Here is a 13,180-nt window from a genome sequence, read left to right as displayed (position 1 = left end):
CGACCGGCTGCTCGGCGAGGGCGGGGCCGCCCCGGAGACCCTCGCGGGCGGCCTCGGCGCGGCCCTGCGCGCGGAGGCCGAGGCCCCGGGCGCCGGGGACCCGCAGGCCGTGTTCCGCCGCGCGGTGGAGCTGGCCACCGCCGGCACCGGCCACCCGGCCGCGGCGGGGGCGATCGCCGGCGCCGTGACGGGCGCGGCCCTCGGGACGGCCGCGCTGCCGCCGGAGTGGCGCACCCGGCTGGACGCCGGGGACGTGGTGTCGGAGACGGCCGAGCGCTGGCTCAGGGAAGTGGGGGCGCCGCCAGCCGCTTGACGTTCAGTCCCGCGCCGGCGAGCAGCTCCCGGACGGTGCCCGCACCGGCCCGGTGGACCAGGTCCACCACGATCCCCGCGCAGGCCCGGGCGTCCTCGAGGGCGTCGTGGTGGCGGCGCAGCGGCACCCCGGCGGCCTCGGCCGCCCGGGGCAGCGCGTAGGACGGCAGGTCGTAGCCGCGCCGGGCCAGCGCCAGGCTGCACGCATACGCCAGCGGGGCGTGCCGCGTGTCCGTCTCCGCGCACGCGGCGCGGATCACGCCCATGTCGAAGGCCGCGTTGTGCGCCACCACGAGCTCGTCGGGGTCCTCGGCCAGGATCCAGTCCTCGATCCGCGGCCACAGCTCGGCGAAGCCGGGGTGGCCCGCCACCGTGTGCTCGGTGATCCCGTGGATGCGCGTGTTCCCGGGGTCGAAGTCCGCGCGGGTGCGCGGCGGGCGCATGTAGGCGGAGCGCTCCGCCACCACCCGGCCGCCGCGGACCCGCACGAGGCCCACGGCGCACGGCGAGCCGATGAAGCGGTTCGCGGTCTCGAAGTCGATGGCGGTGAAGGAGAGGGACGACGGATCCGCGGCGGGCCGGTCGGTGGTCGTGTCGGGGGAAGCGGGACGAGGCACCGGAACAGCCTACTGCGCCCGCTCAGGCGGAGACACCGCGCAGGTTGGTCTCGATCCAGTCGTCGGCCCGGGCGATGGACTGGTTGACCTGGGCGGTGTCGAGGTCGTGGTGCAGCGCGTAGGCGACCGCCTGCAGCGGGAACGTGCGCGCGTGCAGCCGGGCCCGCTCGTAGACGGTCTCCGAGACGGCGGCGCGCAGGGTGTCCCAGCCGTACCACAGCCCGAGGGACGCGGCGTCGTGCGCGGGGTCGGACAGACAGGCGTGGTCCCAGTCGATGATGCCCGTGAGCTCGTCCCCGTCACCGTCCCACAGCATGTTGTGCCCCATGAGGTCCCCGTGCACCAGGGTCGGCACCACGGTCGGCAGCGCCGCGAGCTCGGCGACGGCCCGCCGCGCGGCCTCCTGGTTGCGGGGCAGCAGCCGCGGGATGACCTCGTCGAGCAGCACGTGCCGCCGCCGGTGGCCGCCCCAGTGCTGGCCGGGACGGTCGAGGTACCGCGCGAAGCCGGAGGTGTCGACCTCGGCCAGCTCGGTCAGCACCCGGTGCAGCACGGCCGGGTCGCCGTGCCCGGGCGGGTGCGGGTGCCCGGGCAGCCACGTCAGGCCCACCCCGGTGTAGCCGTGGGAGACCACCACGCCGGTGAGCGGCCGCGGGGTCGCGAACGAGAAGCGGGGCAGCCTCCGCAGCACCTCCGTGCGGCGCTGGACGTGCTCGCAGACCGTGGCGTTCTTGGCGATCCGCACGGAGATCACGTGGCCCACGTTCACCACCACGTGGGCGGACCCGCCGGCGTGGACCTCCCACTGGCCGGGGTCGGCGCTCATGCCGGCTTCGCGCAGCACGGCCTCGACGGCGCCGGCGAACGGCAGGTGGTGGAGCTGCGACCAGGGCATGGTCAACTTCCTCGGTTCGGACGTGGGTCAGTCGGGGACGGCGGCGGGGTCGAGGGCGGTCAGCAGGTGCGGGAGCAGGGCCCGCATCGCGCGCCCGCGGTGGCTGATGGCGTTCTTCTCCGCGCGCGTGAGCTCGGCGCAGGTCCGGTCGGACCCGTCGGGGCGCAGCACGGGGTCGTAGCCGAAGCCGCCGTCCCCCACGGGCTCCCGCAGCAGGGCGCCGCGCAGCGTCCCGGTCTCCACGTGCTCGCGGCCGTCCGGGGTGACGAGCGCGGCGGCGCACACGAACTGCGCGCCGCGATGGGCGTCGGGGACGTCGGAGAGCTGGGCGAGCAGCAGCCGCAGGTTCGCGGCGTCGTCGCCGTGCCGGCCGGACCAGCGCGCGGAGAAGATCCCGGGGGCCCCGCCCAGCACGTCGACGGCCAGGCCGGAGTCGTCGGCCACGGCGATCAGCCCGGTCGCGGCGGTGGCGGCGCGGGCCTTGAGCAGGGCGTTGGCCTCGAAGGTGGTGCCGTCCTCGACGACGTCGGGCGCCCCGGCCGCGGCGGCGTCCACGACCAGCCGCTCGACGTCGGCTCCGGGCAGCGCGGGCGCGAGCAGGTCCCGCAGCTCGGCGAGCTTGCCCCGGTTGTGCGTGGCGAGCACCACCCGGGCGCCGTGGTGGTCACCCATCGCCGGCCTCGCGCAGGGTCTCGACCTGGATCTGGGTGAGCTGGGCGCAGCCGGCCAGCGCGAGGTCGAGCAGGGCGTCCAGCTCGGCGCGGTCGAAGGGGGCGCCCTCGGCGGTGCCCTGCACCTCCACGAAGTCGCCGGACCCGGTGACCACCACGTTCATGTCGGTCTCGGCCCGCACGTCCTCGACGTACGGGAGGTCCAGCATCGGCACGCCGTCGATGATGCCCACGGACACGGCGGCCACCGTGTCGGTGAGCGGCTGCGCGCGACGGGCGACGAGCCCCTCGGCCCGGGCCCACCCGATCGCCTCGGCGAGGGCCACGTAGGCGCCGGTGATGGCCGCGGTGCGGGTGCCGCCGTCGGCCTGGAGGACGTCGCAGTCGAGGACCACGGTGTTCTCGCCGAGGGCGGAGAGGTCGATGACCGAGCGCAGGGAGCGGCCGATGAGCCGGGAGATCTCGTGGGTGCGCCCGCCGATCTTGCCCTTCACGGACTCGCGAGCGGACCGGGTGGACGTGGCCCGCGGGAGCATCGCGTACTCGGCGGTCACCCAGCCGCGGCCCTCCCCCTTGAGCCAGCGCGGGACGCCTTCGGTCACGGACGCGGTGCACAGCACCCGGGTGCTGCCGAACTCGATGAGGGCGGAGCCCTCCGCCTGCTGGGACCAGCCGCGGGTGATCGTGATGGGTCGCAGCTCACCGGGCGAACGGCCGTCCGACCGGGTCACCCCCGAGGTCGAGAGGGCCGGTGCGGTCTGGTCGACGGGGGAATCCATGTGGTCCACCTTACCCCGCGGCACCGACCGCCCGGCCCGGCCGCCGGCGGCGGGGCTCACGGCCCGACGGCGGCCGCGGGACGGCCGCTCCCCCGCCGGACGATCCGGTAGGTGTAGGCGGGATCGGCCACCCCGATGGGTCCCGCGAAGACCTCCTGCGCCTCCTCCACGGCCCGCGTCGGGGAGTTCCACACCGGCAGGTGCGTCAGCAGCAGCTGGCGGGCCCCGGCGTCCCGGGCGGCCTCCGCCGCGCGCCGGCCGGTCAGGTGGATGCCGCGCAGCGCGTCGTCGCGGCCCTCGTGGTAGGCGGCCTCGCACAGGAAGACGTCGGCGTCCCGCGCGGCGCGCACGAGCCCCTCGCACGCGTCGGTGTCCCCCGAGTAGGCCAGGGTGCTGGGGCCCATGACGCCGTCGTAGTCGATGCGCAGGGCGTAGGGCTCGGGGGTGGGGTGCTCCACCCGGAAGGGCGTGATCGCGAACGGCCCCACCCGCACGGGCTCCTCCGGGACCCAGGTGTGGAAGTCGAACTCCCCGTGCATCCCGGGCTCCGTGGGGAGCCCGTGGGTGCTGCTGAGGTACTCGTGGAGGCCGGTGGGCGCCCACAGCGGGATCGGGGGTCGGCCCCAGCCGCGCGGGTCCCACTTGATGGCCACGTGCAGCCCGGCCAGGTCGATGCAGTGGTCGGGGTGCAGGTGGCTGACGAGCACGGCGTCGATGTCGTGCAGGTCGATGTGGCGCTGCAGCACCCCGAGGGCGCCGTTGCCCATGTCCAGCAGGATGCGCCAGGTCCGTCCCTCGGCGTCCTCACCGCTGACGAGGTAGCAGGAGGCCGGGGAGTTCGGCCCCGCGAAGGAGCCGGTGCATCCGATGATGGTGAGTTTCATGGGCGAGAGCCTTCCAGGAGGTGCCGGTGGGACGGCGGCCGCACCGGCCGCGGAGCTGCTCAGGGCGCGGACGGGCCCGCTCCCCCGATCATCTCCGGGGTGATCCGCGCGAGCGAGCCCGTGGGGTACTGCTCCGCCACGGAGCTGGTGTGCCGGACGCGGGCGACCTCCGGCCCCAGGAACCGCCGGGCGAGGACCTCGAAGGACGCGGCGTCCCCGGTGGCGAGGAACTCGTGCCGGGCGGGCCCGCCCGGCACCCCCGGCTCGCGCTCGAGCCCGTGGCTGACGAGCGCCCGGTAGACGTCCTTGGCGGTCTCCTCCGCGCTGGAGACCAGCGTGACGGCGTCGCCCATGACGTAGGAGATCACGCCGGTGAGCAGGGGGTAGTGGGTGCAGCCCAGCACCAGCGTGTCCACGTCGGCCTCGCGCAGCGGGTCCAGGTAGGCCTGGGCCGTGGCCAGCAGGCCGGGCCCCGTGGTGACGCCCGCCTCCACGTAGTCGACGAACGCGGGGCAGGCCACCGAGTCGATCCGCAGGTGGGGGGCGGCGGCGAACGTGTCGTCGTAGGCGCGGGAACCGACCGTCGCCTCCGTGCCGATGACGCCGATCCGGCCGTTGCGGGTCGAGGCGACCGCCCGGCGCACCGCCGGCTGGATGACCTCGACCACCGGGATCCCGTAGACCCGGGTGTAGCGCTCCCGGGCGTCGCGCAGCACCGCCGCGGACGCCGTGTTGCAGGCGATCACGAGCAGCTTGACGCCGGAGTCGACGAGCTCGTCCATGATCCGCAGGGCGTGCGCCCTGACCTCGGCGATCGGCAGCGGCCCGTAGGGCCCGTGGGCGGTGTCCCCCACGTACACGATCTCCTCGTGGGGCAGCTGGTCGATGATGGCGCGGGCCACGGTGAGACCGCCCACCCCGGAGTCGAACACGCCGATGGGTGAACCGGGGTTGGGGCGCCGGGCGGCCCGGCCGCCGGCCCCGAAGACGTCGTCATCCTGCATATCGTCAAGAGCGTAGTCCCGGGCGTGCCGCCGTCCCAAACCGCGCCGCGGCCGTGCCGCCGTGAGCCGCGTCACCCCCGGCCGGGGCGGGGGCCGCCCGGGGTGTCGTGCCCGGTCAGTCCCGGGGCAGGTCGTGGAGGAGGGCCTCCATGAGGGTCTCCTGCAACCACGAGACGAAGTTGTACAGGAGCGACATGTACGTCTCGACGTCCTCGATCGCGGACCAGTCGTCGTAGCGACCCACGCGCTCGGCGTCGGCCTCGCTGCGGATCCCGAGCCGGTCCGCCAGCACCAGCCGCACGTCGTTGAGGGCCTGCCCGAAGGCCTGCGCCTGGGCGGGGTCCAGCCGCACGGGCTGGGCCTCCAGCGCGAGGGCCGCCTGCTGCAGCACGCCGCGCTTGGTCTCCCGCAGCCCCCGCTCCGTGTACCGGCGGAACTCGGCGGCGCGCTCGGGGTCCAGGCTCCCGTCGGGCAGCAGCCGCCGCAGCGCGGAGTCGTCGGGGACGGTGGCGTCCCCGGACACGCCGAGCATCCGCTCGAGCGAGTCCTCCGAGGCCGGCTGCTCGGGGGCGAGCGCCTGGGCGACGTCCGCGAACAGCTTCTGGAGCAGCTCCTTCTCGGGCTCCTCGAAGCGGGCGGTGATGCCCCGGCGGGTGGACCGGAAGCCCTGCGCCATCAGTGGCCTCCCGCCTGCTCGAAGGTGGCCCACAGTCCGAAGCCGTGCATCGCCGCGGTGTGGGTCTCGGCCTCCTCGAGGGAGCCGCTGGCCACCACGGAGCGCCCGTGGTGGTGGACCTCCAGCATCAGGGAGCGGGCCTTCTCCTCCGGGTAGCCGAAGTAGGAGCGGAACACGTAGGTGACGTAGCTCATGAGGTTGACGGGGTCGTCCCACACGACCACGTTCCACGGGGTCTCGGTCTCCGTGGCCACGGACGTCGCGCCGGTGGGCCGGGTGCCGGTCTCCGGGGTGGCGGTGGCCGCGGGGCGGGCGGCGGCGGGAGTAGCGCAGTGCATGGTCCGTCCATCGTAGCGAGTGCCGGAGGCGGGGCGCACCGGCGGCGTCGCTAGAGTGGTGCCCGTGAACCAGCGCAGCCACCGGTGGGCCCCGCCGCCCACGTCCCTGATGACCGACCACTACGAGCTGACCATGCTGCAGGCCGCCCTGCACGCCGGCACCGCGCAGCGGCGCAGCGTGTTCGAGGTCTTCGCACGGCGGCTGCCCGCTGGGCGGCGCTACGGCGTGGTGGCGGGCACGGGGCGCCTCCTCGAGGGGCTCGGGAGCTTCCGCTTCGGCGACGAGCAGCTGCGCTTCCTGGCGGACACCGGCGTGGTCAACCGCGCCACCCTGGACTACCTCGCCGACTTCCGCTTCACCGGCTCGATCTCCGGCTACGCCGAGGGCGAGGCGTACTTCCCCTCGTCGCCGCTGCTCGTGGTCGAGGCCACCTTCGCCGAGGCGTGCGTGCTCGAGACGTACTTCTTGTCGGTGCTCAACTACGACAGCGCCGTGGCCTCGGCCGCCTCCCGCATGGTGGGTGCCGCGGCCGGGCGCCCGTGCATCGAGATGGGCTCCCGGCGCGCCCACGAGGAGGCCGCCGTCGCGGCCGCGCGGGCGGCGGTCATCGGCGGCTTCGACTCGACGTCGAACCTCGAGGCCGGGCACCGCTACGGGATCCGGACGGTCGGGACGGCCGCCCACTCCTTCACGCTCCTGCACGACACGGAGGAGGACGCCTTCCGCGCCCAGCTCCAGTCCATGGGCCGGGACACCACCCTGCTGGTCGACACCTACGACGTCGAGACCGCGGTGCGCAAGGCCGTGGAGCTCGCGGGTCCCGGTCTGGGCGGCGTGCGCCTGGACTCGGGCGACCTCGTGACCCAGGCCGCCTGGGTGCGCGGGCTCCTCGACGAGCTCGGCAACCCGGACACCCGCATCACCGTCACCTCGGACCTGGACGAGTACGCGATCGCGGCCCTGAACGCCGCGCCCGTCGACGCGTTCGGCGTGGGCACCCGAGTGGTCACCGGCTCCGGCGCGCCGACGTCGTCGATGGTCTACAAGCTGGTGGCCCGCGAGGACTCCTCCGGCGAGCTGCGGCCCGTGGCGAAGGCCGCGAAGGGCAAGGTGTCCGTGGGCGGGCGCAAGCACGCCCTGCGGCGCCGGGACGAGCGGGGCACGGCGACCCACGAGATGGTCGGCATCGGCCGGCTGCCCGACGACGACGGCGACGACCGGCCGCTGCTGGAGGACTTCGTCCGCCGCGGCGAGCTGCTGGACGGCTGGACGGGCCCGGAGGGGGTCCGCCGGGCCCGGGAGCGGCACGCGGCGTCCGTGGCGGAGCTGCCCCGCTCGGCCCGGCGGCTCAGCGAGGGCGACCCCGTGATCCCGACCGTCCTGGGGCCCGAGGCCCCGGCCTGAGCGGCCGTCCGGGCGGCGCGCGCCGGGCGGGATCCGCCCAGCGGCACCCGCCGGAGGAGCACCACCGGGCGAGAAGCACCGAGCGAGAGGCACGAGCGTGAAGCACCGAACAGAGGGAGGAACACCATGAGGACCGCACTGATCGTCGTCGACGTGCAGAACGACTTCTGCGAGGGCGGCTCGCTGCCCGTCGCCGGAGGCGCGGCGGTGGCCGCCGCCGTGTCGGAGCACCTGGAGGACCACCACGGGGACTACGCGGCCGTCGCGGCCACCCAGGACTGGCACGTCGACCCCGGGGCGCACTTCTCCGACGAGCCGGACTACGTGCGGTCCTGGCCCGTGCACTGCGTCGCCGAGTCCCACGGGGCCCACTCCCACCCGGACCTGGACACGGACTGGATCCAGGCGTGGTTCCGCAAGGGCGAGCACGACGCCGCCTACTCCGGCTTCGAGGGGCTGCTCGCCCCGGACGCGGACGTGCCGATGGGCGACGACGAGGACGTCGACGACGAGCCGGACGTGAGCCTCGACGACTGGCTGCGGGAGCACGAGATCGAGGCCGTGGACATCGTGGGCCTGGCGACCGACCACTGCGTGCGGGCGACCGCCCTGGACGCCGTCGAGGCCGGCTACGACACCCGGGTGCTGGTGGAGCTCACCGCGGGCGTCGCCGCGGAGTCCACAGAGCGCGCCCTGCGGGAGATGGCCGAGGCGGGGGTCGAGGTCGTCCGGTCCTGACCCGTGCCCGGCAGCGGACCGCCCCGTCCCGGGCAGTCCGCGTCCCGGGCGCGGCTCACTTGCGCCCGATGAACCAGTCCTGCAGCTTCTTCACCCGCGCCTGGAGCTGCGCCTCGTTGGCCTGCGCCACCGCGGGTCCTCCGCACACCCGGCGCAGCTCGTTGTGGACCATGCCGTGCGGGGTGCCGGTGCGGGACGCCCAGGCCGAGACGTTCTTGGACAGGGTGGCGCGCAGCTCCTTGAGCCGCCGGTGGTCGGGCACCGCCGGCTGCTCCGGGGCGCGGGCGGCGCCGGGGCGCCGCCGGGCGTGCTGGGACTGCCGCTCCCGCAGCAGCGCCGAGACCTGGTCGGCCTCGAGCAGTCCCGGGATGCCGAGGAAGTCCGCCTCCTCCTCAGAGCCCACCGCCACGCCGCCGCCGAAGGCGCCGCCGTCGAAGAGGACCCCGTGGAAGGACGCGTCCGAGCCGATGGCCTCGAACCGGCCCTGGGCGAGGGCCGCGGACGCCTTCTCCTCCCGGTTGGCCTCCTCGAGCAGGTCGTCGTCCCAGCCCTCCTCGAGCGGGTCGGCCGGCAGGCCGGTCTCCTCCGCGGCGGGCTTGTCGAGGGCGTGGTCCCGCTCGGCCTCCATCTCGTTGGCGAGCTGCATCAGCGCCGGCACGGACGGCAGGAACACGGAGGCCGTCTCCCCGCGCTTGCGGGCGCGCACGAAGCGGCCGACCGCCTGGGCGAAGAACAGCGGCGTGGACGTGGACGTCGCGTAGACGCCCACGGCGAGCCGGGGGACGTCGACGCCCTCGGAGACCATCCGCACGGCCACCATCCAGCGGCTGTCCCCCGCGGAGAACTCGTCGATCCGGTCCGAGGCGCCCTTGTCGTCGGAGAGGACCACGGTGGGGTTCTCCCCCGTGATCCGGCGCAGCTGCGCGGCGTAGGCCTTCGCGTCCTGGTGGTCGGTCGCGATGACCATCGCCCCGGCGTCCGGCACGGTGCGCCGCACCTCCGTGAGCCGCTGGTCCGCGGCCTGGAGCACCGACGGGATCCACTGCCCGTTCGGGTCGAGCGCCGTGCGCCACGCGTGGGCGGTGATGTCCTTCGTGAAGCCCTCGCCGAGCTCCGCGGCCATCTCCTCCCCCGCGCTGGTGCGCCAGCGCATCTGTCCCGAGTAGGCGAGGAAGATCACGGGCCGGACCACGTGGTCCTTGAGCGCGTCGCCGTAGCCGTAGGTGTAGTCGGCGCTCGAGCGGCGGATGCCGTCCCCGTCCTCCAGGTAGCGCACGAACGGGATCGGCGCGGTGTCCGAGCGGAAGGGGGTGCCGGTCAGGGCGAGCCGGCGGGCGGCGGGGTCGAAGGCCTCCTGGAGCCCGTCGCCCCACGTGAGGGAGTCCCCGGCGTGGTGGATCTCGTCCATGATCACCAGGGTCCGGCCCGCCTCGGTGCGGGCCCGGTGCAGGAGCGGCTTCATGGCCACCTGCGAGTAGGTCACGGCGGCGCCCAGGTAGTCCCGGCCGTGGGAGCCGTCCGCGTTCTTGAAGTTCGGGTCGATCGCCAGGCCCACGCGGGCGGCGGCGTCCGCCCACTGCCGCTTGAGGTGGTCCGTGGGCGTCACCACCGTGATCCGGTTGACGGTCCCGCGGTCGAAGAGCTCCTTGGCCACGCGCAGCGCGAAGGTCGTCTTGCCGGCCCCGGGGGTCGCGACGGCCATGTAGTCCCGGGGCTGTGCCTCGAAGTAGCGCTGCAGCGCCTCCGCCTGCCAGGCGCGCAGCTTGGGGGCCGTGCCCCACGCGGCGCGGTCCGGATAGGCCGGGGGGAGGTCGGCGGCGGCTGCGCCGAACAGGGAGAGCTGGTCGTCCTGGGACACTCTGGCGACGTCCTTTCGCTCGTGGTGCCGCGGCCTCGTGGCCGCGGTGGATGACGGGGGCGCGGCGGCGGGCCACGCAAAAGCGCCCGCCGGCGGCGGGCGCTTGCTCGGCCGGGGGTGCTCAGCCCTGGTCGTCGCCCTGGTCGTTCGGGGGGCGGAGTCCGTCGTAGATCTCCTTGCAGGTGGGGCACACCGGGAACCGCTGCGGGTCGCGGCCGGGGACCCAGACCTTGCCGCACAGGGCGATCACGGGCTCGCCGGAGAGGGCGGACTCCATGATCTTCTCCTTGCGCACGTAGTGCGCGAAGCGTTCGTGGTCGCCCGGCTCCTGGAGCTCCCTGGTCTCCTCGCGCTCGATCGTCGAGGTGCCCCCGGCCGGCTGCGCCGGATCGGCACCGTACGGGGTGTCGTCCGGGCCGTTCGTCGGGGTGCCGGTGGTCGCCGCTGAGACATGCATGGGCGCCAGTTTACCCCGTCCCCGCCGGCCCCCGTGCGCCGGGAGCGCCCGTCCCGCTCAGCGGAACTGGGCGACCTCCTGGAGCAGCTCGGGGGCCCGCCGGTCGTACCAGCGCCCGCCGAGGACGATCCCGCCCCAGCACAGCAGCGGGCCGAGCACCGCCCCGGCGGCCAGCCCCGCCCAGCCCCACACGGGGTCGCCGGTGAAGACCTGCACGAGGAGGGGGACGGCGGCCGGCAGCACGAGGACGAGGATCAGCCCCAGCGCCACGAACTGGACGAGGACGTTCAGGACGGTGAAGCCCTGCGGCGTCTTCAGCGGGGACGCGCCCGGCGGGGCCACGGGGTAGGTGTACCGGGCGGACATCACCGAGGACAGGCCCGCCCCGCCCAGCAGCGCCAGCAGCGCGGTGCCCGCGACCCCGGGCAGCAGCTGCCACCGGCCCTCGACCGCGAACGGCAGCAGCAGCCCGGCCGCCGTGAGCGGCACGGCGATCACGAGCAGCGCGAGCACCCGGCCCGCGCGGTCGTGGACGCCCCGCACACCGGTGAGGACGTGCAGGTGCAGGGCGGTGTTGTCGTAGGACACGTCGCCCGAGATCTGGTACGCGAGCAGCGCCGCGATCATCGGGCCCAGGGCGTAGAGGAGGACGCCGCCTCCCTCCGGGTCCCGGGAGAACCACATGAGCACGGCGAGGGCCGGGATGACGAGCAGACCGGCCGAGTAGCGGGGGTCCCTGACCCAGTAGACCAGGCACCGGGCCGCGACGGCCGCCCACGGGCGCCGGGGCGCGAGGTCGAGGAGCCCCGCGCCGGCGGCCCCTTCGCGCGGGGCCGCGGTCCGCCCGCCGGCCGTGCTGGTGAGGGCCCGCTCCTGCGCGACCCGCCAGACGAGGACGAGGACGACGACGGTCAGGACCGTGACGGCCAGCCGGGCGGCGGCGGAGCCCCACCGGCCGGCGGCGACGTCGGCCGGGACCGCCCAGACGGCTCCGACCGGCGTCCACGCGAGCACGCCGGCGTACTGCGGCAGCCGGTCCCACAGCCGCTCCAGCCCGCTCAGCAGGCCGGTGAGGATCGGGCCGAGCAGCACCAGGGCCACGAGCGCGGCCAGCGAGACCAGCTCCGTGAGGCGTCGGCGGCGGCCGAGACCGACGGCGAGGGCGGTGACGCAGCGGGATCCGGTGACCACGAGGGCCAGCGCGAGCGGCACGCACAGGAGGGCCGCGAGCAGCGCGGCCGCGGACGAGCGCCAGGAGCTCACCGTGGCGAGGAGCGCCACGACGGTGAGCGCACCCGGCACGCCGACGACCGCGCCGAGGGCCTGGCCCCACTGCACCTGGCCCACGGACAGGGGCAGGAGGGCGAGGCGGGCCGGGTCCAGCGTGGCGTCGGCCCGCGCCGCGAGGATGGGCAGCAGCCACCAGGCCAGCACGGCCGCCGACCCGGCCAGCACGAGCACGGTGCGCACCAGGGACAGGTCCTGACGGCCCAGCAGGAACAGCGCGACCACGGCCAGGCCCAGCAGGAACACGAAATAGGCGGCGCCCAGCACGGTCCCCACGAGCACCCAGGTGCTGCGGGTGAGGGTGTTGACGAGGATCCTCGCCTTGAGGCCCACGAGGCGCCCGGCCAGGGCGGCGGTGCCCGCCCGGGCGGGGGCGAGGCCCTCCGGGGCCGGGGCGAGCTCCGGGCTCACTCCGGGCGCAGCCACGGCAGGCCCTCCCCCGTCTCCCGGCGCCCGCCGACCAGTTCGACGAACCGGTCCTCGAGCGTGGCCCCGGCCCGGACCGCGTCGACCGTCCCGGCGGCCAGCACCCGGCCGCGGTCCATCACGGCGACGTGGTCGCACATCCGCTGCACGAGGTCCATGACGTGGCTGGAGACGACCACGGTCCCGCCGGCGGACACGAAGCCGTGCAGGATCTCGCGGATGTTCGCCGCCGAGACGGGGTCGACCGACTCGAACGGCTCGTCGAGGACGAGCAGGCTCGGGGCGTGGATGAGGGCGCCGGCCAGCGCGATCTTCTTGGTCATGCCGGCGGAGTAGTCCTGGACCTGGGTCCCGGCGTCGGCCGTGAGGTCCATGGCCCGCAGCAGGTCGTCGGTGCGCTCGGCCACGACGTCCCGGTCCATGCCGCGCAGCAGGCCGGCGTAGGTGACGAGCTGGCGTCCGGTGAGCCGGTCGAACAGGTGCAGTCCGTCCGGCAGCACGCCCATGAGCTGCTTGGCCCGCCGGGGCTCGGCCCAGACGTCGACACCGGCCACGCGGGCGCTGCCCGCCGTGGGGCGGAGGAGTCCGGTCGCCATGGACAGCATCGTGGTCTTGCCGGCGCCGTTGCGTCCCACGAGGCCGAAGAAGGAGCCGCGGGGGACGTCGAGGTCCACGCGGTCCACGGCGACCTTGGCCTCGGGGGTGCCGGGGCGGCCGAAGACCCGGACGAGCCCGCGCACGCTCAGCGCCGGCGGCCCGCCGGACGGGGGCGCCGGGGTGTCCGGCGCGGGGGCGCCGGTCCGTTCCGGGGCGGCCTGCGGGAGGTGCTGGTG

At 75.2% G+C, this 13,180-nt stretch carries 14 protein-coding genes and 1 pseudogene; 3 read left to right on the top strand and 12 right to left on the bottom strand.

Annotation, left to right across the window (positions count from 1 at the left end; genetic code table 11):
• Window positions 1–313, top strand: a pseudogene (locus CRM73_RS15065) (ADP-ribosylglycohydrolase family protein); the annotation flags it as partial.
• On the opposite strand, the gene CRM73_RS15060 reads toward CRM73_RS15065, so the two are convergent.
• The 8 genes from CRM73_RS15060 to clpS form a co-directional block, all read right to left on the bottom strand.
• The gene (locus CRM73_RS15060; RefSeq protein WP_020380579.1) at window positions 282–929 is read right to left on the bottom strand and encodes a 3'-5' exonuclease; all 648 of its coding nucleotides are present in this window, start codon (window positions 927–929) and stop codon (window positions 282–284) included. The pseudogene CRM73_RS15065 and the gene CRM73_RS15060 sit on opposite strands and share 32 nt — an antisense overlap.
• A gap of 22 nt (window positions 930–951) precedes the next feature.
• The gene (locus tag CRM73_RS15055) at window positions 952–1,824 is read right to left on the bottom strand and encodes a phosphotransferase family protein (RefSeq protein ID WP_035928873.1); all 873 of its coding nucleotides are present in this window, start codon (window positions 1,822–1,824) and stop codon (window positions 952–954) included.
• A gap of 27 nt (window positions 1,825–1,851) precedes the next feature.
• A complete protein-coding gene (rdgB, locus tag CRM73_RS15050) occupies window positions 1,852–2,496 on the bottom strand; it encodes an RdgB/HAM1 family non-canonical purine NTP pyrophosphatase (protein ID WP_035928872.1) in 645 nt (214 codons plus the stop codon).
• Complete coding sequence (rph, locus tag CRM73_RS15045; protein WP_035928869.1) at window positions 2,489–3,274, bottom strand: ribonuclease PH; 786 nt, start codon at window positions 3,272–3,274, stop codon at window positions 2,489–2,491. The genes rdgB and rph overlap by 8 nt, the downstream gene beginning before the upstream one ends.
• A 56-nt stretch (window positions 3,275–3,330) precedes the next feature.
• Window positions 3,331–4,158 (bottom strand): MBL fold metallo-hydrolase, encoded by an 828-nt coding sequence (locus CRM73_RS15040; RefSeq protein ID WP_109243477.1) that lies wholly within the window; start codon window positions 4,156–4,158, stop codon window positions 3,331–3,333.
• Between the two features lie 59 nt (window positions 4,159–4,217).
• Window positions 4,218–5,162 carry a glutamate racemase gene (gene murI / locus CRM73_RS15035; RefSeq protein WP_035928866.1) on the bottom strand — a complete coding sequence of 315 codons (945 nt, stop codon included), beginning with the start codon at window positions 5,160–5,162 and terminating at the stop codon, window positions 4,218–4,220.
• Between the two features lie 115 nt (window positions 5,163–5,277).
• A complete protein-coding gene (locus CRM73_RS15030; RefSeq protein WP_017833242.1) occupies window positions 5,278–5,838 on the bottom strand; it encodes a DUF2017 domain-containing protein in 561 nt (186 codons plus the stop codon).
• A complete protein-coding gene (gene clpS / locus CRM73_RS15025; protein ID WP_017833243.1) occupies window positions 5,838–6,176 on the bottom strand; it encodes an ATP-dependent Clp protease adapter ClpS in 339 nt (112 codons plus the stop codon). The genes CRM73_RS15030 and clpS overlap by 1 nt, the downstream gene beginning before the upstream one ends.
• A gap of 55 nt (window positions 6,177–6,231) precedes the next feature.
• Here clpS and CRM73_RS15020 point away from each other — a divergent pair, with 55 nt between their 5' ends.
• Window positions 6,232–7,581: a nicotinate phosphoribosyltransferase gene (locus CRM73_RS15020; protein WP_370658547.1), complete on the top strand. Its 1,350-nt coding sequence runs from the start codon at window positions 6,232–6,234 to the stop codon at window positions 7,579–7,581.
• Window positions 7,582–7,707: 126 nt separating this feature from the next.
• Window positions 7,708–8,319 carry an isochorismatase family protein gene (locus CRM73_RS15015; protein WP_229588285.1) on the top strand — a complete coding sequence of 204 codons (612 nt, stop codon included), beginning with the start codon at window positions 7,708–7,710 and terminating at the stop codon, window positions 8,317–8,319.
• Window positions 8,320–8,374: 55 nt separating this feature from the next.
• On the opposite strand, the gene CRM73_RS15010 is transcribed toward CRM73_RS15015, so the two are convergent.
• The 4 genes from CRM73_RS15010 to CRM73_RS14995 form a co-directional block, all read right to left on the bottom strand.
• Window positions 8,375–10,177, bottom strand: a complete 1,803-nt coding sequence (locus CRM73_RS15010; protein ID WP_035928862.1) for a DEAD/DEAH box helicase — start codon at window positions 10,175–10,177, stop codon at window positions 8,375–8,377.
• A gap of 121 nt (window positions 10,178–10,298) precedes the next feature.
• On the bottom strand, window positions 10,299–10,634 hold the full coding sequence (locus CRM73_RS15005) for a DUF3039 domain-containing protein (RefSeq protein WP_035928859.1): 336 nt from the start codon (window positions 10,632–10,634) through the stop codon (window positions 10,299–10,301).
• Between the two features lie 57 nt (window positions 10,635–10,691).
• Window positions 10,692–12,347, bottom strand: a complete 1,656-nt coding sequence (locus tag CRM73_RS15000) for a hypothetical protein (RefSeq protein ID WP_277619388.1) — start codon at window positions 12,345–12,347, stop codon at window positions 10,692–10,694.
• On the bottom strand, window positions 12,329–13,180 hold an 852-nt coding region (locus CRM73_RS14995; protein WP_370658546.1), incomplete at its 5' end, for an ABC transporter ATP-binding protein. The genes CRM73_RS14995 and CRM73_RS15000, both read right to left, overlap by 19 nt.

The organism is Kocuria sp. CCUG 69068, assembly GCF_020833785.1.
GTDB classification, from domain to species: Bacteria; Actinomycetota; Actinomycetes; order Actinomycetales; family Micrococcaceae; genus Kocuria; species Kocuria rosea.
Note: the sequence above shows the minus strand (reverse complement) of the source record. Positions and strands in the feature narration are given on the sequence as shown.